The organism is Streptomyces sp. NBC_01717 (genome assembly GCF_036248255.1).
GTDB lineage: Bacteria > Actinomycetota > Actinomycetes > Streptomycetales > Streptomycetaceae > Streptomyces.
Map to the genome: position 1 here is coordinate 9,078,066 of NZ_CP109178.1, position 24,960 is coordinate 9,103,025.

22 protein-coding genes and 2 pseudogenes are annotated in these 24,960 nt (G+C 67.2%); 20 read left to right on the forward strand and 4 right to left on the reverse strand.

Features of this window, described 5'->3' with window-relative positions; all coding sequences use genetic code 11:
- Positions 1-4 precede the first annotated feature (4 nt).
- Together OHB49_RS40990 and OHB49_RS45970 are read left to right on the forward strand one after the other, a co-directional pair.
- Complete coding sequence (locus tag OHB49_RS40990) at positions 5-406, forward strand: tautomerase family protein (RefSeq protein ID WP_030976186.1); 402 nt, start codon at positions 5-7, stop codon at positions 404-406.
- A 110-nt stretch (positions 407-516) separates the two neighbouring features.
- A pseudogene (locus OHB49_RS45970) lies at positions 517-714 on the forward strand (IS110 family transposase); the annotation flags it as partial.
- 188 nt (positions 715-902) lie between these two features.
- Here the strand turns inward: OHB49_RS45970 and OHB49_RS45975 are convergent.
- Positions 903-1,091, reverse strand: a pseudogene (locus OHB49_RS45975) (transposase); the annotation flags it as partial.
- Positions 1,092-1,325: 234 nt separating this feature from the next.
- On the opposite strand from OHB49_RS45975, the gene OHB49_RS41005 reads away from it, so the two are divergent.
- The 4 genes from OHB49_RS41005 (at position 1,326) to OHB49_RS41020 (ending at position 3,265) form a co-directional block, all read left to right on the forward strand.
- Positions 1,326-1,640, forward strand: a complete 315-nt coding sequence (locus OHB49_RS41005; RefSeq protein ID WP_329166065.1) for an ArsR/SmtB family transcription factor — start codon at positions 1,326-1,328, stop codon at positions 1,638-1,640.
- Complete coding sequence (locus OHB49_RS41010; RefSeq protein WP_329166067.1) at positions 1,637-2,215, forward strand: SRPBCC family protein; 579 nt, start codon at positions 1,637-1,639, stop codon at positions 2,213-2,215. Before OHB49_RS41005 ends, OHB49_RS41010 begins: the two co-directional genes overlap by 4 nt.
- A gap of 173 nt (positions 2,216-2,388) precedes the next feature.
- Positions 2,389-2,862 carry an ATP-binding protein gene (locus OHB49_RS41015; RefSeq protein WP_329166069.1) on the forward strand — a complete coding sequence of 158 codons (474 nt, stop codon included), beginning with the start codon at positions 2,389-2,391 and terminating at the stop codon, positions 2,860-2,862.
- Between the two features lie 223 nt (positions 2,863-3,085).
- Complete coding sequence (locus OHB49_RS41020; protein WP_329166071.1) at positions 3,086-3,265, forward strand: hypothetical protein; 180 nt, start codon at positions 3,086-3,088, stop codon at positions 3,263-3,265.
- On the opposite strand, the gene OHB49_RS41025 is transcribed toward OHB49_RS41020, so the two are convergent.
- Positions 3,228-3,503: a tyrosine-type recombinase/integrase gene (locus OHB49_RS41025; RefSeq protein WP_329166073.1), complete on the reverse strand. Its 276-nt coding sequence runs from the start codon at positions 3,501-3,503 to the stop codon at positions 3,228-3,230. The two genes, OHB49_RS41020 and OHB49_RS41025, sit on opposite strands and share 38 nt — an antisense overlap.
- A 362-nt stretch (positions 3,504-3,865) precedes the next feature.
- Between OHB49_RS41025 and OHB49_RS41030 the strand changes: the two genes are divergently transcribed.
- A complete protein-coding gene (locus tag OHB49_RS41030) occupies positions 3,866-4,702 on the forward strand; it encodes an alpha/beta fold hydrolase (RefSeq protein ID WP_329166075.1) in 837 nt (278 codons plus the stop codon).
- A gap of 735 nt (positions 4,703-5,437) precedes the next feature.
- Positions 5,438-5,854 (forward strand): hypothetical protein, encoded by a 417-nt coding sequence (locus OHB49_RS41035; protein ID WP_329166076.1) that lies wholly within the window; start codon positions 5,438-5,440, stop codon positions 5,852-5,854.
- A gap of 397 nt (positions 5,855-6,251) precedes the next feature.
- Here the strand turns inward: OHB49_RS41035 and OHB49_RS41040 are convergent, their stop codons facing one another.
- Complete coding sequence (locus tag OHB49_RS41040) at positions 6,252-6,824, reverse strand: TetR/AcrR family transcriptional regulator (RefSeq protein WP_329166078.1); 573 nt, start codon at positions 6,822-6,824, stop codon at positions 6,252-6,254.
- A gap of 108 nt (positions 6,825-6,932) precedes the next feature.
- Between OHB49_RS41040 and OHB49_RS41045 the strand changes: the two genes are divergently transcribed.
- Positions 6,933-7,955 carry an NAD-dependent epimerase/dehydratase family protein gene (locus tag OHB49_RS41045; RefSeq protein ID WP_329166079.1) on the forward strand — a complete coding sequence of 341 codons (1,023 nt, stop codon included), beginning with the start codon at positions 6,933-6,935 and terminating at the stop codon, positions 7,953-7,955.
- A 222-nt stretch (positions 7,956-8,177) separates the two neighbouring features.
- Positions 8,178-8,357 carry a hypothetical protein gene (locus tag OHB49_RS41050; RefSeq protein WP_329166082.1) on the forward strand — a complete coding sequence of 60 codons (180 nt, stop codon included), beginning with the start codon at positions 8,178-8,180 and terminating at the stop codon, positions 8,355-8,357.
- 116 nt (positions 8,358-8,473) lie between these two features.
- Here the strand turns inward: OHB49_RS41050 and OHB49_RS41055 are convergent, their stop codons facing one another.
- Complete coding sequence (locus OHB49_RS41055; RefSeq protein ID WP_329166084.1) at positions 8,474-9,100, reverse strand: hypothetical protein; 627 nt, start codon at positions 9,098-9,100, stop codon at positions 8,474-8,476.
- 144 nt (positions 9,101-9,244) lie between these two features.
- Between OHB49_RS41055 and OHB49_RS41060 the strand changes: the two genes are divergently transcribed.
- From OHB49_RS41060 to OHB49_RS41105, 10 genes are all read left to right on the forward strand, one after another.
- Positions 9,245-10,984 (forward strand): Imm49 family immunity protein, encoded by a 1,740-nt coding sequence (locus tag OHB49_RS41060; RefSeq protein WP_443079694.1) that lies wholly within the window; start codon positions 9,245-9,247, stop codon positions 10,982-10,984.
- 192 nt (positions 10,985-11,176) lie between these two features.
- On the forward strand, positions 11,177-11,899 hold the full coding sequence (locus OHB49_RS41065; protein ID WP_329166088.1) for a dienelactone hydrolase family protein: 723 nt from the start codon (positions 11,177-11,179) through the stop codon (positions 11,897-11,899).
- Between the two features lie 399 nt (positions 11,900-12,298).
- Positions 12,299-12,544, forward strand: coding sequence for a hypothetical protein (locus OHB49_RS41070; protein WP_030976192.1), 246 nt, complete (start codon positions 12,299-12,301; stop codon positions 12,542-12,544).
- Between the two features lie 585 nt (positions 12,545-13,129).
- Entirely contained in the window at positions 13,130-14,224 is a 1,095-nt protein-coding gene (locus OHB49_RS41075) for a PP2C family protein-serine/threonine phosphatase (protein WP_329166089.1), read from the forward strand.
- 339 nt (positions 14,225-14,563) lie between these two features.
- Positions 14,564-15,568, forward strand: coding sequence for a LacI family DNA-binding transcriptional regulator (locus OHB49_RS41080; RefSeq protein ID WP_329166090.1), 1,005 nt, complete (start codon positions 14,564-14,566; stop codon positions 15,566-15,568).
- Between the two features lie 291 nt (positions 15,569-15,859).
- Positions 15,860-17,194, forward strand: coding sequence for an ABC transporter substrate-binding protein (locus OHB49_RS41085; RefSeq protein WP_329166092.1), 1,335 nt, complete (start codon positions 15,860-15,862; stop codon positions 17,192-17,194).
- A gap of 7 nt (positions 17,195-17,201) precedes the next feature.
- Positions 17,202-18,149, forward strand: a complete 948-nt coding sequence (locus tag OHB49_RS41090) for a carbohydrate ABC transporter permease (protein ID WP_030976199.1) — start codon at positions 17,202-17,204, stop codon at positions 18,147-18,149.
- On the forward strand, positions 18,146-19,003 hold the full coding sequence (locus tag OHB49_RS41095) for a carbohydrate ABC transporter permease (protein ID WP_030976201.1): 858 nt from the start codon (positions 18,146-18,148) through the stop codon (positions 19,001-19,003). Before OHB49_RS41090 ends, OHB49_RS41095 begins: the two co-directional genes overlap by 4 nt.
- Positions 19,004-19,062: 59 nt before the next feature.
- Positions 19,063-21,792, forward strand: coding sequence for an alpha-mannosidase (locus OHB49_RS41100; protein WP_329166095.1), 2,730 nt, complete (start codon positions 19,063-19,065; stop codon positions 21,790-21,792).
- 106 nt (positions 21,793-21,898) lie between these two features.
- Positions 21,899-24,895, forward strand: coding sequence for a glycoside hydrolase family 2 TIM barrel-domain containing protein (locus tag OHB49_RS41105; protein WP_329166097.1), 2,997 nt, complete (start codon positions 21,899-21,901; stop codon positions 24,893-24,895).
- Positions 24,896-24,960: the final 65 nt, after the last annotated feature.

The following is a 24,960-nucleotide window of genomic DNA, read 5'->3' on the forward strand; positions in this document are numbered from 1 at the left end:
TCTCGTGCCTGTTTTCAACGCCCACCTCCCGGCCAACCGCTTCTCGCCGGAACAGAAGCGCGCACTGGCCGATGCGCTCAACCAGTCACTGGTACAGGGACTCGGAATCCCCGAGGGCGACCGCTTCATCGTGATCAGTGAACACCGCGACAGCGAACTGTTCCTGGACCCGACTTTCATGGGCATGGAGCGCAGCAGCGATGCCATGATCATCACGGTTCTCCTCGGGGCTCACCGTCCCCTGGACGACAAGCGGGCCGTGTCGGCGGCCATCAACAGGCTGGTGGTCGAGGCGCTCGGCGTCTCGCCCGACGACATCTTCATCGCGTTGATTCCGGTCCCGAACGAGAACTTCTCCTTCGGCAGAGGCGAACTACAGCTCGCCGAAGGGGCTCCTCGCTGGTGAACTCCGATCCCCGATCCTCGAGGTGGTCTTGATCGGATTGCTGGAAGGGCTGGTGACCGACCGTGCGTCGGTGGTCAGGGGAAGGCGCCCCGCGTCCCACTGGGGTGCAGGTGCGCCTACCGGGGGACGGAAAGGCCGACGCGAAAGACGCCTACGTCATCGCCGACCAGACACGAATGCGCGGTGACCTGCAGCCCCTGCAGGAGCGCGACGAGATCGCGGTGGACCCGAAGATCCTCACCGGCCGCCGCCACGACCTGGCCGCGGACCGCACCCGTGCCATCAACCGCCTGGGTGCACAACTGCTGGAGTGCTTCCCAGCCCTGGAGCGAGCCTTCGACTGGGCCGCTTCCAGGGCGGCACTCCTCCTGCTGACCGGCTACCAAACGCCGGCCCGCCTGCGCCGGACCGGTTCGGGCCGCCTGGTGACCTGGTTGAAGAGGCGCAACCAACGCACCGCTGTGGCCGGGACGAGTATGGCTACGGCAGTGGTGAACACCCTGGCCAGGAGGACCTCAAGCAGCCGGGGCAACACGCCGGCCTCAGCCCACTCAGCCGGCCGGCGCCAGCAGGTCATGCCCGAACCGAAGCAGAGTTCCTGCGCTTGTTGCTCCCAGGGGATCCCGGTGTGCAGGACGAACAGGATGCCCTGGAACACCAGCCGGTCCGGATGCCGCCTACGCCCGTATCGGAGATCCGTGGCGCACGTCTGGTGATCCTGCCGCGCACTCGGCACGGCATCACCTTCGAGGCCCGTGAGCAGGCCGCACGACTGGCGCGCGAGTTCGTACGTCTGCCGCCCGGCCGCCCGCTGATATCGCCGCCGCGCCGGCGCCACTTGCCGAGAGGATGGGCGGGTGGTCGGATCGGCTGCACGTATGCCTTGACGGGCATATTCCTGAAGAGGAATATATGAGGCGTGTCCGTCGATACCTTCTCCGTGCTCTCCGAACCGACCCGGCGCCGGATTCTCGACCGGCTCCTACAGGCCGAGAGCAGCGTGAACGAACTGGTGGAGGCGCTCGACGTCAGCCAGCCCACGGTGTCCAAGCAGCTGAAGGTGCTCAGGGAAGCCGGTTTCGTCACCTGCCGCACGGAGGCTCAGCGGCGGATCTACCGCATCCACGCAGGTCCCTTCCAGGCATTCGACGACTGGCTTCAGCCGTATCGCGCCCTGTGGGACCGGCATCTCGACGCTCTCGAGCGCCACCTCGACAACCTGGAGCAGTCATGACCCCCGACGCCTACCACCCGAGCCCGCTGGCCCAGGTCGAGTGCGCGGCAACGGAAGACCGCTGGACGCTGGTCTTCACCCGCGAACTGCGTCACCCGACCGAGAAGGTGTGGGCCGCGCTGACCGAGCCCGAACAACTCGCCGCGTGGGCGCCCTACACCGCTGACCGCAACCTCTCCGAGGCAGGCGACGCCACGATCACGATGATCGACGACGAGAAGCCCCAGGACATGACGGCCCAGGTCGTACGCGCCGAACCACCGACGCTGCTGGAGTACACCCTCGGCACCGACCTGCTGCGCTGGGAACTGGCGGCCACCGACACAGGTTCGCGGCTGACACTCCGGCACACTGTCCAGGACCGCGACTGGATCCCGAAGGTCGCGGCTGGCTGGCACCTCTGCCTCGACGTGGCCGAGAAGCTGCTCGACGGGCATCCGATCCCGCCGATCCGAGGCGCCGCGGCGGTCGACTTCGGCTGGTCCGAACTCAACGACCAGTACGCGCAGAAGTTCGGCATCCCGAACACCGGCCTGCCCGAGCACGTGGAGGATGCGGACGAGCCGACCTGCTGAAGGACTTACCTCATCGCGCGCTCATTGCTCAGGATCGGCAAACCTGATGGGGACTTGGAAGGCGTTGCACTGTCCGAAGCGGTGCAGGCCGTACTCGAGCGGCCCGAGCCCTCCATGCGCGCCCTGACGGACGTGCTCGTACTGCGCGGGGGAGAGGACACCCCAGCCGGAACTTGGCTCGCAAGCTCGAGGCGGTGGCGCGCAAGGACCTCGCCGCCGTCGTCTACAACGAGACGCTGCCGGTCGTGGACAAGGCCCGCGCCGACAGCGTCGTCTTCCTTGTCAACTCCCTGGCACCACCGAAGAAGAGCGAGCTCGCCTCCGACCACCGCGTCGAGCGCCTGGAGATCGAGAAGGTCCTGGGCCGCTCGCTGATGTACCTGATCGCCGCTGTGGCGCGCGAGACCGTCATGCGGCACAAGGATGAGTTCGACGCCGCCGTCTTCGACCCCGAACTGCTGGACCTGGTCACCGCCGGCCTGTCGCCGCTGGACCTGCCCGAGGAAGAAAAGCTTGCCGGGGCGGGGGAGTGCCTGTACCGGGACCGGGCCGGGCGGATCGGACTGATGAAGGCGCTGATCCCGATGGGCCCGGTCGTCATGCGTGTAATCCACACCACACCCAGCGACTACCGGACCGCAGCATGACCACGATCCTGACCTGGCGAATACGCCTGAGGGTTCTCGGCGCCGCCCGACTCCGCGTGGCGCTGCTGTTTGCCGCGCTCGCCGCCACCACCTTCACCCTGCTCACGTCACTGCTCGCCCACGCGGAACCCACCCCCCACGCCCGCCCCGTCAGTGACCTCGCCAGCCACCCGTGCGCAGCAGACTCCGACACCGGGAGAGGTCGAGGCCGATCGAGGAGGTCATGCGCGAGCAGGGTGAGAAGTTCTCCAAGGCGGCGCAGGAGGCGATGCCCGACACGGAGAAGGAGCGGCTGCGCAACCTGCTCCCCGACGAGGGTGGTGTCCTCGGCGTTTTCGATGTCACCGACGTCAACGGCCTGCCGATCAGCGTCTGGGGGTGCCGAACAGCAGCTCCCGCTTGATCCGCTGGACATTGCGGCGTACCCGAAATTCCCCCGTCTCCAGGTCGATGTCCGACAAGGTGAGCCCGAGAGCTTCCCCGCGTCGCAGGCCCGTGCAGATCAGCAGCAGCCACAAGGCGTAAAGGCGGTGGGACCCGGCCGCGGTCGAGCGATGGAAGTGCGAGGAGTTCCCCGCGATCAAGGCCGAGGCGGAACGACAACGGAACCGGAAGTACAGCCACGCACAGTGGGAATTCACCGACCGGATATCGGTGCCCGTTGCGCGACGGCGATGTGCTCACCCCAGACAGCCAGACAGCCCCTTCCCGGCATGATCAACCCGAAGATCATCCCACCCGCCCAGTCAACGTTTCAGCGGCCCGCGGCGGGTTTCTCCTGGGCCTGATTGGCCCGAGCTCCTTGCGGATTGGGCGCACGTCGTATCAATTCAGCATCTCCCCCTGTCACATTTCGTCCAGCTATTTCGTCAATACTCTGGAACCTCCAGCGGGTTCCATCTTCCAACCGGATCGTCTCCGACCCTGCGGCACTCCAGGTCGTGCAGGGCGACGACCGCTAACCATCCCTTGGAGGGACTCCATGTTCAGTACGTCCAGGCGCTTGCGCCGCTCTGTTCTCACCACCCTGGCCGCCACACTCGGCGCAGCCGCGGTGGTCACCCCCATGGCCACCGCAGCCCCCGGGCAGCAGTCGGCCGAGCCCCGGCCGACCGTCGTCCTGGTTCACGGCGCCTGGGCGGACTCCGCCGGTTGGGACGGTGTAGTCAAGCGCCTGCAGGCGGACGGCTACAAGGTGACCGCCCCGGCCAACCCGCTGCGCGGCCTGGCCGGCGACTCCGCCTACCTCGCCGCCCATCTCAAGACCATCCCCGGCCCGGTCGTCCTGGTCGGCCACTCGTACGGTGGCGCAGTGGTCACCAACGCGGCCACCATGAGCTCCAACGTCAAGGCCCTTGTCTACGTCGCCGGCTTCGCCCTCGACAAGGGCGAGAGCGGCAACGAGATGTTTGCCAAGTTCCCGGGATCGCACCTCACCGACGACCCGGCCGCGCCGGTGCCCACCGCGCTCAACGCTGTTCCCTTCCCCCAGGCCGACGGCACGACGGGGGTGGACCTCTACATCAAGCCCGACAAGTTCCGCGACGTCTTCCTCAGCAACCGCCTGACGGCCCCCGCTGCCGCCTCCCTGGCTGCGACCCAGCGCCCGATCAGTGCCCAGGCGGCCGGGGACCTCTCGGGCACCCCGGCTTGGAAGACCATTCCCTCCTGGTACCTGGTCCCCAGTAAGGACCACGTCATCCCGCCGGCGGCCGAGCGTTACATGGCCGAGCGCGCGCACTCCCACACCATCGAGATCGACGCTCCGCACGCGGTCCATGTCAGCAACCCGGGCGTCGTCACCGGGCTCGTCGAGCGAGCCGCCTCCCAGGTCGGCTGAGCCGACGGCCCCGCTGCGGCATGCGGTGCAGCGGCTGCCGGTCCGACCAGATAGGTGTGGCGCGGTGGCGCCCCGGGCCGCACCGCCCGGTCGGGACTGCAGTCAGTCGACTGTACTGCGGGCCGCGGCGAGCCGATCGCTCGTCGGAACAGTCCGGAGGCTTTTGGGGAGTGCAGCAGGAATCCGACTGAGGTGCGCCGGCGGATTCTCCGAAGACGGTGACGTTGTCGGGGTTCCCACCAACACCCGGCGATATGGTCGCCGGAGGCACCCATGACTTCCTGAACTGGCTTACCGTAAGGGGGCAGCGCGCTTGTGAAGCGGGCGAGGCTGCACTTCGGAAGGCGGCAGAGCAGAGCGGGCCGGAACGCGAGCATGGCCGACGCGCGATTCGCCGGGCGCACCTAGCGGCAGCCGCACCGCAGCTGTCGGAACGGCCCGAAAGTACGATTACGCCAGGCTTCACCTGGGTGTCCATCTGCGTGACAACGCCGACGAACAGTCGCGGACGCCGACGCACACCTGCGGACTGCCCCAGCAGCTCAGAGCCGTATCACCTCAAGGCAGCGCCACCGCCCAAGTTGCTTCGGGACGAGGAGGGCCTTCCGCCGCATCCCTTTGCATAGCACAACGACCGGCTTGCCCGCCCCGGACCGCTCTCACCCAGGACCCGCACAGGTCTCTGCCAGGGGCACGGCATATCGTTTGTTCCCTGCCGCTGGAGGGGGAACGGCCATGGTGAAACAGCGGTTGGTGAGCATGGTCCTGCTCAGCCTCAGCGTGGGCCTCGTTTCCGGATGCCTGCCGTCACGGGACTCGCAGGTCACGCGATCCGACCTGGTCGGCGAGTGGCATTCCGGCGCCCCGTGTGATTCCTTTCTGAGGCTTGAGGATGACGGCTCGGCACGGGTGTCGGGATGGGTGACGGCGCTGAACGGCGAGGGTGATATTGCCCAGAGGAAGAACGACACGGGGACCTGGTCACTGGAAACATTCCAGGGCGAGCAGTATGTCGAGGTAAAGCGGGGCAGGACGTTCGAACCGTTGGATCTGCGCCGACGTGATGGCCGGCTCGTACTCCTGCAAATGCCGGGGGACGACCCGGACAACAGCATCGGTTGCCGCTTTGGGCGGGTCCATGAATCCAGTTGAAAGAGTGCTCGGCCGGTTGCAGTCCGGTACTCGCCGCCGCATTCCGGGCACGAACGTCAGGTAGGCACAACCTGAACTAGGCAGCATACGAAAGGCCGTGCCCGATGCATGCCCGATCAAGCGGAGAGCGGCGGTCGATCACGGGCTCCCACCAATACCGTTCTCGCAGCTCAGATTCCGGTTGGCCCCTGGCGGGGCCGGGGCCGGCGATACCCAAGCTCATAGCGCGAGTTCGGGCCTCGGCATGCGCTCCACCCGATAGCCCCAGGCCTGCTCCACCCAAAGGATCCAGCCCGTAGTAAATGATGTCGGTCTGCCACATCGAAAGCACCGGATGCCCGAAGCTTCCACGGCCGGCGGGAAGGTATCGATGGGCGTATAGGGGCAACCGGCTGGGTCAGGACTTGGCGGGCCGGGTGCGCAGTCCGTCGAGGATGAGGTCCAGGATGCGGGCGGCGCGGGCCTCCCCGTCCTCGCCCGGCGGGATACGCCACAGGATGCTGAGCTGGAGGAGTACGTCCTGCGGGTCGGTGTCCGGTTTGAGGTCGCCGGTCGCGGTGCCGGCGTCGAGGAGGGCGGCGATGGCGCTCAGGAAGGGTTCGTAGTTCTTGTCGTCGAGTCCGCCGTTGGTCGCCGCATGGATGACCTCGGAGACGCCGTACTTGAGTTTCCCGTATCGGGCGACTTCCTCGAACCAGCGGCGCAGCGCGTCGAGCGGGGGCAGCTCGGCTGCGAGGGTGTGGGCGAGGTCGATGACCTTCTGGATCTCTTGGTGGTAGAGCTCCACGATCAGTGCCTCGCGGGTGGGGAAGTGCCGGTACAGCGTCCCCACTCCGACTCCGGCCTGCTTGGCGATGGCCGTCATGGAGGCACCCGAGGACGCGGCGAAGGCTTCACCGGCGACAGTGAGGATGCGGGCCCGGTTGCTCAGTGCGTCGGTGCGGGTGGCGCGGGCGGGAGGTGGGGTCATGGCTGGTCCGATCGGTCCGGTTGCTAAGCGGAAGGGCTTCCGTTACGTTCGAGAGGTAATAACGGAAGGGCTTCCGTTTAATCTTGTCACACCCTGTGGAGGACAGCCATGCCGGAAACGGTTCTGGTCACCGGAGGCAGCGGCTATGTCGCCGGCTGGTGCGTCGTCGAGTTGCTGCAGCGCGGCTACCGCGTGCGCACCACTGTGCGCAGCCGCAGCAAGGAGCAGGCGGTGAGCGAAGCTGTCGCCACCCGGCTGGACGCGGGCGGCCGACTGGAGTTCGCGGTCGCCGACCTCACCGCGGACGAGGGCTGGCACGCGGCGGTGAAGGGCGTCGATCACGTCCTGCACGTCGCCTCCCCCTTGGGCGGCGCTGTCGCCGATGACTCGGAGGCCATGATCGCCCCCGCGCGCGACGGGGCCTTGCGCGTACTGCGCGCCGCCACCGCGGCCGGGGTGCGGCGCGTGGTGATGACGTCCGCGGCGAACACCGCCAGCCCCTCCTCCTACACCGAGGAAGGCGTCACCGACGAGGCCCTGTGGACCGACCCCGACGACCCGACACTGATCCCCTATCGCCGCTCCAAGACACTCGCCGAGCGCGCCGCCTGGGACTTCATGGCCACCTCCGGCGGCCCCACCGAGCTCACCACGATCCTGCCCGGCGCCGTCTTCGGACCGATCCTGGCCACCAGTACCATCGGCTCGGTCGGCATCGTCCAGCGGATGCTCTCCGGCGCCATGCGGGGCGTGCCGCGCATCGGCCTGGAGATCGTTGACGTGCGTGACCTCGCCGACATCCACATCCGCGCCATGACTTCACCCCTGGCCGCAGGCGAACGCTTCCTCGCCACCGGCGAATTCACCTGGATGCTGGACATGGCCCGCGCCCTGCGCGAAGAACTGGGCCGGGACGCCGCCCGGGTCTCCAGCCGCCAGATCCCCGACCTCGCCGTCCGCCTCGCTGCCCGCTTCCGCGACCCGTCACTGCGTGACATCACCCCGGCCCTGGGACGCCGTAACCGCCACAGCACCGCCAAGGCGCACCGCATCCTGGGATGGCGGCCGCGCCCGGCCCGCGAGACAGTCATCGACTGCGGCCGCAGCCTGCTGGCCCACGGCGCCGTGTGACAGGTACAGATACGGCGGCTCGCCGAACCGCGCTCACCGGCGGCAGCAGTGTCCGCCCCGGGATCTCATGAACGACCGTCACCGATACATTCGCCGACCAAGAATGAATGTCATTCTCTGCAGCTGATGCACGCGGTGACGGGGGAACTCGCGACAGTTGAATACGCGAGCTCACCAGCATCACGCCCAAAGTCGGCGCTGCGGCTGCGGAACGACCCAAGCGTGAAGAACCTGACGCTCGGGATGCTCCACCCGGCGGACTCGGTCAGCGCCGACAGGGAAAAGGGGACCTGGTATCGGGTGAGCCTGCAGGAGCGCTCCGAGTCCGGTCTGAAGCCCGGCACCACGGGCTGGGTCACGAAGACCGGCCTCAAGCCGCAGATGTGTATGCAGTTGGACTGACCGAAGCAATCGGCGAGGTGAGTAACCGGCCGAGTGCGAGTGGAAGCGGCCGCCCACCTGGAGAGTCGTGTCTGGCTGCTCTCGGGGCGTGCGGAAATAGCGGTGACGTTTCGTGGTCAGTAGACCCGCGGTCCGGCGTCGGTGACGCGCACCGGTTCGGCCAGTCCGCCCGGGGTCCTGCCCTTGAAGACGACCTCGCAGGAGTACTTGGTCTTCACGTTCAGAGGGACCAGTACGGCCTTGGGGATGTCATTGCAGCGCGCGTGGTCGATGCTGTCGCGGTAGTTGCCGTACAGCAGGCGTGCGACGCCGTCGCTGGTGAGGATGCCCTTGTCCGGGACCGCGTTGAATTCCACAACGTTGTCCGACCAGCCGGACTTCCTGCCGATGGTCACGTTCCACACAACCTTCAGACCGTCGTAGGTGGTTGTGCAGGTCGCCCGTGTACCGCTCTTCGATTCCAGGCCCTTGGGGCACTCGGCGGTGGTCTTGCCTGTGGCCTGAGCCATTTTGAGGGTTCTGAGGCGCAACTCGTACGCCAGATTCTCATCGAACGGGGCATTGTCGGCCGGGGACGGGTGCGGCTCCGTCTCCGGCTCCGTGTTCGGCTTGGTCAGCTTCTGCTGCAGCACGGTGGGGTCTGGCGCCGGCTTTGCGTCTCTCCCTGAGTTGGCACTTCCCCTCGCGCATCCCGTGGCCAGCAGGGCCACCGCGATGACAGCTGTAACGATCTTCATCCGCATGGCCGTCACCCTGTCGATCACACAGCGACCGCCTTGACCGGCAGCAGAGAGGGACACTCCCGCCTGCACTGTCAGATGCCGCGCCTAGGCTGTCCGCACGGACCGGCATCAAGGAGCAGCACAGTGTGGATAGAGCGTCATCAGGTGGGTGGGGCCGCCATTTCGGCGGCGCGCGAGGACTTCGCGAACCGGATAGGGGGACAGGTCCGGTCCATGTCGAAGGCCGGCCGGATGACCACCTACGAATGGCAGTCGATCGCCGACGAGTTCCTCGAATATTTGGGCGCCCTCTCCGTCGAGACGCCCACCCTCGATACCTCTGAGGCCAAGGCCGCTCTCAAGGACGCCACCGAGGCCGCGGCCGGCGCCGTCTCCTTCGCGGCGTACCACCCTCACTGCACCTTCCAGGTCTTCCTCGACTACGTGAACTTCGGCATCAGCTATGACCCCCGAGATGAGGACGACGCCGAAGAGAGCGTCACCCCTGCTGCGTGGATCGACGCGTTCTGCCTCACGATCCTCACGGACAAGGCCAAGTGGCACGGTGAGGCCTTCCACTTCGCGCGCGAGAAGTTCGCTGAGAAGGCACAGGGAAGCCCCGCCGGTGAGCTCGCCACGGGCTTCATGGCCCAGGTCCTCGACGACACCGGAGAGGACCAGGACTACCCGCCGAGTGGACAGGCGAAGCTCGCCGCCATCGACGCCGCGCTGGCCCGTATCCGCAACCGGGCTGAGGAGACCGGCGAAAGCCTCCTCGACCGGCCGGAGAGCGTGGCTCTGAGGACCTTGCGCGCCGTGGCCGCCGAGGACCGGGAGGTCTTCGACTCCGGGCTGACCGCCCTTCTGCTCGCGCACGCCACCGTGCAGGGCCCTACGGCCTCGCCGAGCAGTCTCCTCCCGCTCCTGCCGCTGGGCCTGGTCGCGCTCGCGTACCGGACCCTGGGCTGGTCGCCGGCCCTCCACACCGACTACCTCCCGCACGCCCTGGTCACCGGCTTCGAGACCCGCGGTCCGAGGGTCGCGGGTTTCGGCCGAGACCGGCGCCCTGACGCGGTTGCCGCGCTGGCCGCAGGACTGCTGGTGGTCGAGCGGCCGGCATGCGACCGGGCCGTGAACGCGGAGAGCGAGGCCCTGTTCGACCAGTACACCCGGGAGGCCTTCACCCCTCCGGAGGGAGAACCCCTTGTCGTAGGGCGGCTCGGGAGCGCCATGCGATACCAGGAGCTCCTCTTCAAGTGGCGCGCCGGGAACTCCGCCGATGTCACGGACACCCAGCTCGCGAACCTGCGGCTGGCCTCCCAGCTCGGGGCGGCCCTGTTCCGCGTCGCCTTGGCTGAGCCGGGCACCGAGGCCGAGGTGACCATCGACGGTCAGAGTCTGCGCTACCCGGCTGGGCGGGGCGAGGCGGCAGGCGCCGGCAACTGGGCGAACGCCACCGCCTTCGCCTTGATCACCGGTGTACGCGAGGACCTCGCCCCTCTGGTCGTTACCGGCCCCGCGGTTGCCGGCAAGGACGGCTCCGCCTACGCCGCGTACCGGGAGGCCCTCCACGTCCATCTGAGGGGAGTGGATCCCGAGCCGGCGGCGGAGCGGGCTCTGCGGGAGGCCGAGAAGGCCAAGGAATGGGGCTTCTTCGCGGCACCGGCCGTACTGCTGTCGCAGCTCGTGGAGGGCGATGAGGAGAGCTTCAACCTGGCTCTGGCCGATGCCCTCGAAGCTCACCGCGATCACTACCAGGTTGCTGACCGCGCCGACGATCCGGACGCCACGATCGATCTCGACGTCCTCGCCCTGGCCTGCCACGCCCATCGCAGGGGCTGGGACATCCGGGTCGAGTCCCCCTACCTGCCTCAGCGGCTCCTCAAGGCCGCCGAACACATCTAGCGGCCACGGAGCCTCCGCAAAAACCGTTTGTGGACCACGACGACCGTTGCTAATCTCCCGGAAGCCGTGCGAGAGAACGAGGAGGTGGTACCCGTGAACGCAGTATTGACATGGGTGCTCCCCTCCGGGGTCACGGTCGGGCGATAGGTCGTCCGGGAGCGCCGTTCAAGAGCACTCCCGAAAGGCACGACCATGCAATTCACTTCTGAAAAGCGCCTCGACGACGGCGTCCTCGAGCGCGAGTTCACCCTCGGCGAGATCCCCGGCACCCTGTGGACGCCCGGATCCGCGCCGGCCCCGCTGGTCCTGATGGCCCACAACAACGGTCTGCCCAAGGCGGAACCCCGGCTGGTGGCCCGGGCCCGGTACACCGCGGCGCGCGGCTACGCGGTGGCCACCATCGACGCCTCCGGGTGCGGTGACCGGCCCCGTTCCGCCGCCGACGAGCAGGCGCGGGCCGACCTCCGGCGGGCGATGCAGGCGGGTGAGCCGGTCGACGAGATCTTCGAGTCCTTCATCGGCCCGCTGGTCGAAAAGGCGGTCCCGGAATGGCAGACCACTCTGGACGCCCTCCTCTCGCTGCCCGAGATCGGCGGCCCGGTCGGGTACTCAGGGGGGTGGACCGCCCTCGGCATTCGGCTGGCGGTGGTCGAGCCGCGCATCGCGGCCGCCGGCTTCTTCGCCGGGGGGTACGTGCCCCGTGCCCAGCGCGAGGAGGCCCGGCAGGTCACCATTCCGCTGCTGTTCTTGCTGCAGTGGGACGACGAGGGGAACCCCCGGCAACGGGCCCTGGACCTGTTCGACGCTTTCGGCAGCCAGGAGAAGACGCTGCACGCCAATCTGGGCGGGCACACCGGCACCCCGTGGTTCGAGCTGGAGGACGGGTGCCGGTTCTTGGACCGACACCTGAAGTGAGGCCGGGCCGTCTGGCGGGCAGCAGACGGTAGGCGTTGTCGGCCAGGATGCCGTCATCGAGGAGAGGTCCCGGCCCTCCTCGATGGCGGTGGCCGGCAGATGTACAACCGCCCCGACCGGCCGGTACCGCCGCGATCGGGGCGGTACCGGCCGGTCGGGGCGGCGCTCGGCCACCGGCGCCGCCATCAGCTGGGATCATGCCGTGAGGCACTCGACCCGTACCTTGCGGATCGCCGGGCAGGCGACCGACTCGACCACCAGCGCCCGGGCCGGGCCGGGGTTGGCGGCCGGCAGCCGGCAGTAGGCACGCATCGCGGCGTTCAGCATTCCGCGGGGGCCGAGCCGCCATTTTTGCGCTGTGAACGTCGGGGCGCCCAGGTTAGGAGGACACTGGATCGTATGGCCCTACCCAAAACGCATCATTGCTCGGCCTGCTCGGACGGTGCCGCGCCGGACTCGGTCCTTCACGAAGACCTCGTCGTCGGAGCACCGCTGTCCATGGAGGATCTCACCGACGCGCAGCGCCTCGACCGGTTCGCCCGCAAGTACGCCCACGACGGTTGCCAGGTCAGAGAAGTCCGGCGGGTCCCGCACGACAGCTTGAGCGGCTACGCCTGGTCCGTCCGCTTCACCGAGAGGTCATGACGATTCGACCACCGGGCAGCTCAGGGAACATGCCTGAGAGGAGGATCCCGGCTCCTTGCACAGGCTCGGACTTCGCGTAGCGGACGGCGTTGCCGTGGCCCGCCGTCTCGCGATCGAACTTGCAAAGCGGGTGTGGCAGCCCAAGGGCCGGATGCTGAGAGTTGTCCCGTAAGGAACCAGCGCCGGTGTCGGACTCAAGTGGCTCAAGAGCCGTACGGCGAAACGGATTTGCCAGGGGGAGGTTCCACGGCATGACCTGCGATCATGAGCAGAATGGCGCAGGTCCTCGTCCTGGCGTGGCAGTTTCGAGCGGATACCCGATTGGTTCGTCGGCGGGTGGTACCTCTGGTTCTACCGGGAGAGCCAGCGCCGCGGGGTGCTCGCGGGCCTGGAGGCGTGGCCGTGGAACAACCCGGAGTGCGTCCAGGTCTTGCTCCACGACGAAGACGACGACTGCTCCGCTTGGGTGATAGCCCCCGCGTGGGTGGGAACACGGCGTAGCCGAGTGAGGTGACGTGGAAAGCGGGGCGGAGAGGGGCGGTTAGCCTGACCTGACCAGGAGCCCAGCAACGTCAGGAGTTACACGTGGCAAGGCTGGGAGCGGCGTGGAATTGGGTGGGGAAGCGGGGCCGCCTGCTGCCGGCCATCCTGCTTCTCATTGCCGTATTGATTGACCTCAGCACGCCTCGCACCGTCAGCGCTGCGGCCCTCTATGCGGCTGCGATCTTGTCGGCCGCTCCACTGCTGTCTCTGCGGGGCACCGTTCTCACCGGAGTGTTTGCGCTCCTCATGGACTGGATGATGTTCCGCTATTTCGGCTATCGCCGGAGTGCGATCGCGATCAGCGAGCTGATCATGGTTGCGACAGTGACCGTGGTCGCAGGCTTCCTCAATCGCGTCTTGTACCACCGGAAAATGCAGCTGGAGTCCGTACGTGACATTGCCGCGGCTGTTCAGCGTGCTGTCCTGCCACACCCTCCGGACAGAATCGGTCCGCTGCGCTTTGCCGCACGTTACGAGGCTGCTCAGGCGGATGCGCAGATCGGCGGGGACCTCTACGTAGTGGTCGACACTCCGTTCGGCGTGCGCTGCGTCATCGGCGATGTGCGTGGCAAGGGGATAGGGGCAGTCAGGGCGGTCGCGCTCGGCATCGGGACTTTTCGGGAGGCAGCCGTGCACGAGCCCACCCTGACCGGTCTCGTGGAACGGCTGGAGCAGGCCCTCGTCCTCGAGGCTCAGCAGTCAGGGATCCTGACCGAGCTCGAAGGGTTCGTCACCGGCGTAGTGGTCGAGTTCCCCCGGTGGGGAGACAAAGTTCGGTTGGTCAACCGCGGCCACCCGGCGCCCCTGCTCATCGTGGGAGACACGGTGCAGTATGTCGAGCCCGGTAGGCGAAGTTTGCCCCTGGGCTATGGGGCCCTCGACGCCGCCCCTGAGTGCGTCGACACGGTGACGTTCCCCGAGGGGGCCACTTTGCTGCTCTACACCGATGGACTCATCGAAGCCCGGGACGAGACGGGTACCTTTTACGATCCGATCGGCAAGTGCACGGGCCATCGCTATGCCGACCCGGATGCTCTACTCGACGCTCTGATTGCCGACCACTGCCGACACACCGGTGGCCGGAGAACTGATGACATGGCGCTGCTGGCCATCACCCATGCACCCAACAACCCGTGACCGATGAGCGTCCGCTAGGCGCGCTCCGACCTTCGATGGCGTCGGCACCTCGCTGACGTCAAGGGGGAGCCCGAGACCGGATCACGGCGGCAGACCCTCACGACCTCCGTGACAAGCTACCGAGTGCCGTAGCCGTCTGCGCGTTCCTGGGCTGCACGAGGATGCTCCGGTCCCGATCAGCGAGTCCCGTTTCTCGGCGACGAGTTGCTCGCAAGCGACACGTCCCGGAGTCCGGAAGCCACGTCCGCTGGGGCACCTGATATCGCGCCGCCGCGCCCGGCGCGGGCATACTCGGGCCCTGCGGGCGCATCGGCACCCGCGAGCAGCCGGAGGTGCGCGATGGTGTCGTTGTCGGGGACGGAACCCAGGAAGGTCACGATCAATGACGTCGCCAGGTCCGCCGGGGTGTCCCGTCAGACCGTGTCGCGGGCGCTCAACGACAAGGACGAGATCGACGGCTCCACCAAACAGCGCGTGCTCGACGCCGCCCATGAGCTCGGCTACCGGCCGAGCCGGTTCGCCCGCGGTCTGGTCCGGCAGGACACCACCACCATCGGGCTGGTGATCCCGGACCTGCTCAACCCGTTCTTCACCGAGGTCGCCGCGGGCGCTCTGGAGGCGGCCCGCGCCCGCGGCTGGCATGTCGTCGTATACGACACCGCGGACAGGGCCGAAGAGGAACTCGGTACGCTGCAGGTGATCGCCTCGCAAGTGGATGCGGTCGTGGGCTACTTCAGCTGTTCCGAGGACGAACTCGAGCTGTTCACCCGCGGTGTCCCGGTGGTGCTCATCGGCCGTGAGCACCACACGGCGCGGTTCAGCTCGATCCGGATCGACGGCGAGGCGGGCGTCCATGCCGCGGTCGCGCACCTGGTCGCCGCAGGCCATGAACTCATCGGCATGCTCGACCACGACGGCCGCACCGAGCCGAGCATCCGGCGCGAGTGGTTCACCACGGCCGCGGCGGCGTACGGGATCGAAGCCGGCATGGTGGTCGGCGCGGACCAGTCGGCCGACGGCGGCGGAGAGGCGCTCAAGACCCTGCTCACCGCCCATCCCGATGTCACCGCAGTCTTCACCTTCAACGACATCATCGCGATCGGCGTCCTGCGCGAGGCGCGCCGGCTCGGCAGGAGCGTTCCGCAGGATCTCGCCGTGATCGGCTTCGACGGCCTGCAGCTCGGATCCCTCGTCGAGCCCCCACTCTCCAGCATCGCGCTCGACACGCGAAAGCTCGGCGCGCTCGCCATCGACCAGGTCGCACGGCTGCTGACCGGGATGAACCCGCTCGGGGCCGACGACCTCGTCGTCCGGGCCGAGCTGCGGTTGGGCGGGTCCGCTTAACCTGCCGGACTCGTGCGTGACCCGAAAGCCTTGACACTCGACCGCACACGAGAGCACACTTCCGAGCAATTCACAACGCTCCCGTGCACGTTCCCGTGAACGCTCCCGTGAACGCTCACGGGAACGCTCACGGGAACGCTCACGGGAACGGGTCTGCTGATTCCCGCCACGGCGCTCGGCGCTTGAACCGACACCGTTGCGTCCTGTCCATTCCAACCAGAAGGCATCCGCCCGAGGTGTCACCGTCGACCCGTCCAGCGCCGTCGCCAGTCGTTCTCTGGTAAGGAAATTATGAGCAACACAGTCACGCGCATCCGCCTCGCCGTCGTCGCCGCGGCAGCCAGTGTCGCCGTACTCGCCGGGTGCTCGTCGCCCGCTCCGTCGGGTGATGCATCCGCAGCCTCCTGCGAGCCCGCGAAGGGCAAGGTCACCCTCGAGTACTGGAACACGGTTCCGGGCATGGACCAGGTCGTCGCCCTGTGGAACAAGAAGAACCCGAACATCCAGGTTGAGATGAAGAACATCTCCAACGACCAGTACGGCACCATCGGTAATGCCCTCAAGGCGGGCAAGGCGCCGGAGCTCGCGCAGGTCGGTTACGACGAACTCCCCTTCCTGCGCACCCAGAACGCCTTCGTCGACGCCTCGGCCTGCTCGGCGGCCACCGCGGTCAAGTCGAAGTTCGTGCCGTGGACCTGGTCGCAGTCCAGCTTCGGCGGCACCGGGGTGTTCGCCTTCCCGCAGGACACCGGCCCGATGGCCCTCTACGTGCGCAGCGACATCTTCACGAAGCACGGTCTCGAGATTCCGAAGACCTGGGACGAGTACGCGGCGGATGCGCAGAAGCTGCACAAGGCAGACCCCAACCTCAGCATCACGTTCTTCGACCCGAACAACGCCGAGTGGTTCAACGGACTCCTCTGGCAGAACAACGCCGAGATGTACAAGTACTCCGGCGACAAGTGGCACGTCACTGCCGCATCGGACCAGAGCAAGCAGGTCGCCGAGTACTGGCAGAAGCTGATCGACGCCAAGCTCGTTCGCACCGACCTCGCGCACGGTTCGACCCAGATGTACACCGCGTACCAGAAGAACCAGATTGCCAGTTACGTCGGCGCCGCATGGGGCTACAGCATGTTCCGCGACAACCTGCCCAAGCAGGCCGGCAAGTGGTCGATCGTTCCGATGCCGACATGGGGTTCGAGCGCCGCCTCCGGCGACTGGGGCGGATCCACCGTCGCGTTCATGAAGGGGAACACGCATCTGTACGAGTCGGTCAAGTTCAACTCCTGGCTGAACACCGACCCGGAAGCCCTCGCGCTGGAGAACAAGCTGGGTGGCCTCTACCCGGCAGCCACTGCCGGTTCGGAGCTCCCCGCACTCTCGCAGGGCGTCGAGTACTACAACAACGAGAAGATCTTCGACGTCTTCGCTGAATCGTCCAAGAACATCGACACCGACTTCTCCTGGGGCCCTACCCAGAAGACGGTGAACCTGGCACTTCAGGATGCGATGGCCAAGGCAGCAGCCGGCGACGGCACGCTCAACGACGCGCTCTCGGCCGCCCAGGCGACCGCGCTGAAGTCGATGAAGGATCAGTCAATCCCGGCTGTTGCGGGCAAGTGACTGCAGCATGACTGACATCGCAACCCGCGCGAACCGCGTGGTGGCGGAGACAGGGGGCCGCCGCCGTCACTACGGTGGCGGCCCCCGGGCGGGCACCATAGTCGCGTTCCTGACCCCGTTCTTCCTCCCGTTCGTGTTGTTCTACCTGGTGCCGGTCGGCTACGCGATCTGGCAGAGCTTCCTCGTCGTCCGCCGCACCGGCGGCCAGTACGGCACGTCGTACACGACCTTCGGCGGCTTCGAGCAGTACGCGCAGGTATTTCAGAACACCGAGTTCTGGTCCAGCATCGGGCGCATCGGACTGTTCGGCATCGTGCAGGTCCCGGTCATGCTGCTCGTCGCGCTGAGCATGGCGCTGCTGCTCGACACCCCCCTGCTGAAGATCAAGCCGTTCTTCCGCATCACGGCGTTCATGCCGTACGCCGTGCCCGGCGTCATAGCCGCGATCATGTGGTCGTACCTCTACTCGCCGCAGGTCAGCCCCCTCGTGGACGTGCTGAAGGGCATCGGCCTCCAGCCCGACTTCCTGGGCCCGGGCGCGGTGCTGTGGTCGGCGGCGAACGTCTCCACCTGGCTCTGGACCGGCTACAACATGCTGATCATGTACTCGGCACTGCAGTCGATCCCGCAGGAGCTCTACGAAGCCGCCAAGCTCGACGGTGCGAGCAACTGGGCGATCGCGTGGAAGGTCAAAGTCCCGATCATCGCCCCGTCAATCGTCCTCACGACGGTGTTCTCGATCATCGGCACACTGCAGCTCTACGCCGAGCCGGCCGTGTTGCGCCAGATCTCGTCGAACATCTCGAGCACATATACACCGAACATGCTCGCGTATGCGGTGGCCTCCGGGAACAACTACCAGCAGGCCGCAGCGATCTCCGTGGTCATCGCCGTCATCACCTTCGTCTTGAGCTTCGGGTTCATGCGACTGACCTCGAAGAAGGCCGGACTGTGAGCAACCAGACCCTGATCCGCGAAAGCCGCGTCAGCCGCACGGCTGCCATGGCTCTGATGTTCCTCCTGGCGATCTACTTCCTGCTGCCGATCTACTTTCTGATCGTCGCGGCGACGAAACCGCAGGGCGACCTCGCCTCGACCAACGGGCTGGCGTTCTCGCACTTCGACCTGTTCAGCAACCTGGGCACCCTGTTCGGCCGCAGCGACGGAATCTTCGGGCGGTGGGCTCTGAACAGCGTGATCTACGCGGTGCTCGGCGCGGCCGTCGGAACCCTGATCTCCGCGCTGTGCGGCTACGCGCTCGCCAAGTTCAAGTTCCGGGGCCGCGAGTTCCTGTTCTCCGTCATCCTCGGTGGCGTCCTCGTTCCCACCACCGCGCTCGCGCTCCCGCTGTTCCTTCTGTTCTCGGCGACCGGGATCGTCAACACCTACCTCGCGGTGTTCCTGCCCAGCATCGTCAGCCCGTTCGGCGTCTACCTCGCCCGCATCTTCACCGCCGCCGCCGTCCCCGAGGAGATCCTCGAGTCGGCGCGCCTGGACGGCGCCGGCGAGTTCCGCACGTTCTTCTCGGTGGCGATCAGGCTGATGGCGCCGTCGCTGGTGACCATCTTCCTGTTCCAGTTCGTCGCCATCTGGAACAACTTCTTCCTACCGATGGTGATGCTGCAGAAGGAGTCGCTCTTCCCGATCACGCTCGGCCTCTACCAGTGGAACGGCCAGACAGCCCGTGCCCCACTGCTTCAGGAATCCGTGATCACCGGCTCGCTGGTCTCGATCGTGCCCGTGATCATCGTCTTCATCCTCCTCCAGCGGTTCTGGCGCACCGGGCTCGCCTCCGGCTCTCTCAAGTAGCTCCGCACCCCTGCGCTTTTGCCTCCCACGTCACCCGCCAATAGAAGGTCCCTCGCGCTATGCAGAACTCCGCCGTCTTCGTGCCCCATTTCCATTGGGACCGGGAATGGTACGAGCCTTTCCAGGTGTTCCGGCACCGGCTTGTCGCCGCTCTCGACACCGTGCTGGAGACAGCCGAGGCGAACCCGGACTTCCGGTTCACCGTCGACGGTCAGATGGCCGCGATCGAGGACTACCTGGAGATGCGACCGGAGAACCGCGATCGCGTCGTGGCCCTGGTCGCCGATGGCCGGGTCGCCATCGGGCCGTGGCTCATCCTGCTCGACGAGTTCCTCTGCTCCGGCGAGACCATCGTGCGCAACCTGCAGATGGGCTGGGCGGCCGCGGCTGACCTCGGCGGCCCGATGCCCGTCGGCTACCTGCCGGACATGTTCGGCCACGTCGCGCAGATGCCGCAGATCCTGGCGCGCGCCGGCATCCAGCATGCGGCGCTGTGGCGCGGAGTTCCCGGCTCGGTCGGTGGTCACGCCTTCCGCTGGCGCGCTCCCGATGGCTCCGAGGTACGCACCGAGTTCCTCTTCGACGGCTACGACAACGGCCTCGACGTCTTGCTGGTGCCCGACCACATCAGGCGCGCGCTCGGCGAGTACGCGGAGATGACGGCCGACCGGTGGGGTGACGACCCGGTGCTCGCGATGGCCGGCACCGACCACAACGCGCCCGACCCGCAACTCGCGACCTGGCTTCGGCGCGCATCCAGCGACGAGCTCGCCATCACCATCGCGACACTCGACGAGTACATCCGGGAGCACGTGCGCGACGAGGTCTCCGCCCTCGTCACCGGTGAACTGCGCAGCCACGTGCGCGGCAACATCCTCCCGGGCGTGCTCTCCGTGCGGCTCGCGCTCAAGCAGCGGATGGCAGTCGCCGAGCGCACCATCGACCACGCCGAGCGGGTGAACGCTCTGTGGTCCCAGCGCGACGACTCGCCATTCCTCATGCTCGCATGGCACAAGATCATCGAATCGTCCGCGCACGACTCGGTCGTCGGCTCCGGCACCGACGAGACCTCCGATCAGGTCGAAGCTCGTCTAGCCGAAGCCACGCACGCTGCGCGGGCGGTCCGGGATGCGGCCCTCGCCGAGCCCGCCGCCCTGGTGCCGAGCGACGGCTACCTGGTCGCCAATCCGCTGCCGTTCCCGCGTACGGCATTGGCTGAGGTGGATGTCGTCGCCCCGCCCGAGGGAACCGTTCTCGTCGCGACTTCCGCGGACGGCTCGGCACACCCCGTGCAACTGATCTCGCAGGCCCCGACCGTGCTCAGTGACGAGCACATGGACGCCTCGCAGCTCGAACGTGTGCTGCGCCGCATCCACCGCCGGGAGCTCTTCGGCCGTCTGATCGACCACTACGAACTCACCCCGGGGTCGCTGGTCTTCCACCTCGCCGAGGTGCCGACCAGCGGACCGTTCGACCTGCTGATCCTGCGCCGGGAGGTCGCTGCCGCGGCCGCCGCGCATCCGGGTGAGTGGAGGGTGCTCACGCTGGAGGAGGCTCGCGCGACCGCGCTCGTGTCCCTGGACGTCCCTGCCTCCGGGCTCGCGAGTTTCCGGGTCGAGCCGAGCGACCGGACTGCCGCGCACTCGACGACGTTCGCACCCGCGACGGCGACGGCCCGCGCGCTTTCGAACGGACTGGCCGAGGTCGCGATCGCCGCCGACGGCACCCTGGACGTGGCCGGGGCCGACGGAACCGCGCTGCACGGAGTCGGCCGCCTCATCGATGGCGGTGACCGCGGCGACAGTTACAACTACGCTCCGCCGGCGCAGGATGTGCTCGTGTCGGAGCCGACGGAGGTCACCGTCGAACTCCTCGAGAGCGGCCCGCTGCGTTCGAGAATGCGTGTCACCCGCGTCTACGCATGGCCCGCCGCGCTCTCCTCCGAGCGCGACGTACGCAGCAGCCGGACCGTGCCGACCCCGGTGGAGACACTCGTGGAGGTGCGCGCAGGCGAGCCGTTCGTACGCGTGTCCACGTCGTTCCTGAACCAGTCCGCCGACCACCGGCTGCGCTTCCACGTGCCACTGCCCGAGCCTGCTGCCGTGTCCGCATCCGCCGGGCAGTTCGCCGTCACCGAGCGTGGGCTCACCGCCGAGGGCGGCTGGGGCGAATACCCGATCCCGACGTTCCCCGCGAGCTCGTTCGTGTCGGCCGGCGCCGCCAACGTACTGCTCGACCACGCCACTGAGTACGAACTGGTCGGTGACGGCTCCGAACTCGCCATCACTCTGCTGCGCGCGATCGGCTCGATCAGCGTAAACATCCATCCACTCCGTGACGAGCCCGCGGCGAGCGAGATCCCCGCACCCGGCGCGCAAGATCTCGGCGTGCGCATCGAGAACCGTTTCGCCGTCGTGCCCTCAACGACCGGCTGGCAGGGTGCGAACGTGGTCGCTCTCGCCGAAGAATTCCGCAACGACGTGCTGGTGGCCCGAGGGACCGCGCCCGCTGAAGGTCATCTGCCCCCCGACGCGACCGGCGTGCAGGTCGACGGTGCGGACATCCTCGTCTCGAGCATCCGCCGCGTCGCCGACGACGATCGCGGTGCCGGCACCGAGGTGCGGTTGGTCGCGATGAGCGACACGGGCTCGACCGTCCGCGTGACGGGCGCGTTCACAGAGGCCACCACGGTCGACCTGCTCGGCCGGCCGCTCTCCACGACGCCGATCACGGACGGACTCGAACTCGCCCTCGGCCCATGGGAGATCCGAACGGTCGTGGTCCGGTAGACAACTGCACGCACGAAAAGGATTACCAACCAAGCCCCGATCACTCGAGTCGGCGAATGCAGCCGGCGTTCGGATCCTTTTTGTCAGAAGAAAGAGTTGTGACCTCGTGTCCTCCCAACCTCCCGCTTATGTTTCGGACCCCACACCAGGGCGTGGCGCGCTGCGCACGGCGCGCTCGTGGCTGCACTCCGACGTCCCTTCTCGCTCCCTGAACGGGATGTGGCGTTTCCGTCTATCGCAAACGATCCCGGTGGCAGAGGATTTCGCGGCCGACGGCTTCGACGACAGCGGCTGGGACGACATCTCGGTGCCCTCCCACTGGGTGCTCCAGGGTGACGGAGCCTACGGCCGGCCGATCTATACGAACGTGCAGTTCCCGTTCCCGATCGACCCACCCCATGTCCCGGATGAGAACCCCACCGGCGACTATCGCCGCCATTTCGACGTGCCCGCAGACTGGTCGGAAGCCGAGCGCGTCCTGCTGCGGTTCGACGGTGTCGAGTCGCTTTTCAAACTGTGGGTGAATGGCGAGGAGATCGGCAGCGCCGGCGGCAGCCGGCTCGCCCACGAATTCGACGTGACATCGTCTCTACGCCCGGGCGACAACGTCATCGCTGTGCGCGTGCACCAGTGGTCGGCGGCCAGCTATCTCGAAGACCAGGACCAGTGGTGGCTGCCAGGCATCTTCCGCGATGTCACCGTGATCGCACGGCCCGCCGGCGGCATTGATGACGTCTGGCTGCGAACCGGGTTCGAGAATGGGCACGGACAGATCGAGACGGAGGTCACCGCCGATGCGACAGCATTCCCCGTCACCCTTCGCCTCCCTGAACTCGGCATCGAGCAGGTGTGGGCGACAGCGGCCGATGTGGCCCCGCTCGACGTCGATGGCGTGGAGCCCTGGTCGGCGGAGCAGCCTCGCCTGTACAACGTCACGGTGTCGACCGCCGCAGAGAGCGTCGCCATGAGGGTAGGTTTCCGCACGGTCGAGATCCGCGGCGACCAGTTCCTGGTCAATGGCCGCCGCGTCGTGTTCCACGGGATGAATCGCCACGAGACGCACCCCGCGCGCGGCCGCGTCTTCGACGAGGAGCACGCTCGCGAAGACCTGGCCCGCATGAAGCGGTTCAATGTGAACGCGATCCGCACCAGCCACTACCCACCGCATCCACGACTGCTCGACCTTGCCGACGAACTCGGATTCTGGGTCATCCTCGAATGCGACCTCGAGACGCACGGCTTCGACAAACTCGATTGGGTTGGCAATCCGAGCGACGACCCGGTGTGGCGTGACGCGTACCTCGACCGCATCCAGCGCACCGTAGAACGAGACAAGAACCATCCCAGTATCGTGATCTGGTCGCTCGGCAACGAAGCAGGAACCGGCAGCAACCTCGCTGCGATGTCGGCGTGGGTCCATGCCCGCGACGCCGGACGGCCTGTGCACTACGAAGGCGACCACGCAGGCGAATACACCGACATCTACTCGCGTATGTACGCGTCGGTGCTCGAGACCGAGCAGATCGGAACCGAAGGCTCACGCTCGAAGCTGCTGAACTGCACTCCCACGCAGGGCGCTCGGCAGCGCACCAAGCCGTTCCTGCTCTGCGAGTACGCCCACGCGATGGGCAACGGGCCGGGGGCGCTCGACCAGTACGAGGCGCTCGTGCACGAGCATCCGCGGCTGCATGGCGGCTTCGTCTGGGAATGGCGCGATCACGGCATCCTGACGACGACCCCGGAAGGTACGCCCTACTACGCGTACGGTGGCGACTTCGGAGAGGTCGTTCACGACGGCAACTTCGTGATGGACGGAATGTTGTTGAGCAACGACGTCCCGACTCCCAGTCTCCACGAGTACAAGGCAGTCGTGCAGCCGGTCCGCTTCACCTTCGACGGTGACGAACTTGCGATCACAAACCTGCGGCACTCGGCTGACACGTCTGACCTGCGCTTCCGCTGGCGCGTCGAGCACGACGGGACGCTCGTGGATTCTGGGGACATAGAGGTTCCCGTCATCGCGGCAGGCGCGTCGGCACGTGTGCCGCTTCCACGGATCCCGGTGTCGCAAGACTCGGAAACGTGGCTCACCATTGATGCGGTATTGGCAGCTGGGACTGCTTGGGCGCGCGACGGGCATGTGATCGCGACCGCCCAGCTGGACCGTTCGACGCGTCGTCCCGGGCCTGGTGTCCGACCCGAGACCAATTGGCGGCAGAGCGACGGAACGCTGACTCTTGGAATCGCCGAGTTCATCGACGGGTCCCTCGTACGCCTCGCCGGCCGCGCTGTGGCGGGCCCCCGGTTGGAACTGTTTCGGGCCCCCACCGACAACGATGAAGGCGCGTCCGAAGATGTCGATGAGAGCGACGCCAGCATCGCCGGGATTTCCAACGCTGAACTGTGGCATCGCGACGGTCTCGACCGGCTGACCTCGCGGCGAGTGTCCGTGGAGCGCACCGCGAAAGCCCTGCGAACGATCGAAAGAGTCTCCGCTGCGAACTCCGCCTTGTCGGTGATTGTGGAATCCGTCTGGTCACTTGAGGGTGACGAACTCGAGTTGCGTGTGGAGATCGAGCCGTCGAGCGGGTGGCTGACGGTGTGGCCGCGGATCGGGATTCGCTTCGATCTGCCGGACGGCGCGGCTCCCATCGATGGCGCCGAGTGGTTCGGCCTTGGCCCGCTCGAGTCCTACCCTGACAGTCTCCGCGCGGCACGCACCGGCCGTTTCACCTCCACCGTCCGCGACCTCTCCGTCGACTACGCCCGTCCCCAGGAGACTGGCCACCGCTCTCAGCTGCGACAGTTGGCGCTGACGAGTGCCAACACCAAGGTGCTACGCATCGTGACGTTCCCAGACACGCACGGACGTCGCCCCGGCTTCACGCTCAGCCGCCACACCCCGCAGCAGATTGCACGAGCTGGACACCCATTTGAGCTTCCGGATTCGACGACGAGTCACCTGATCGTCGATGCGGCCCAGCACGGGCTTGGCTCACGGGCCTGTGGACCGGATGTGTGGCCCGCGTTCGCGCTTCGCCCCGAATCTCGCACGATCAGGCTTCGCATTGCAGCAGGCCAAGGGCTGTCCCGTAATCCCTGAAGTACGTGCCGCACCGCCCGGCTGGGTGGGAGATGGCCGCACGGGCCTGACTGGGCTTCACAACC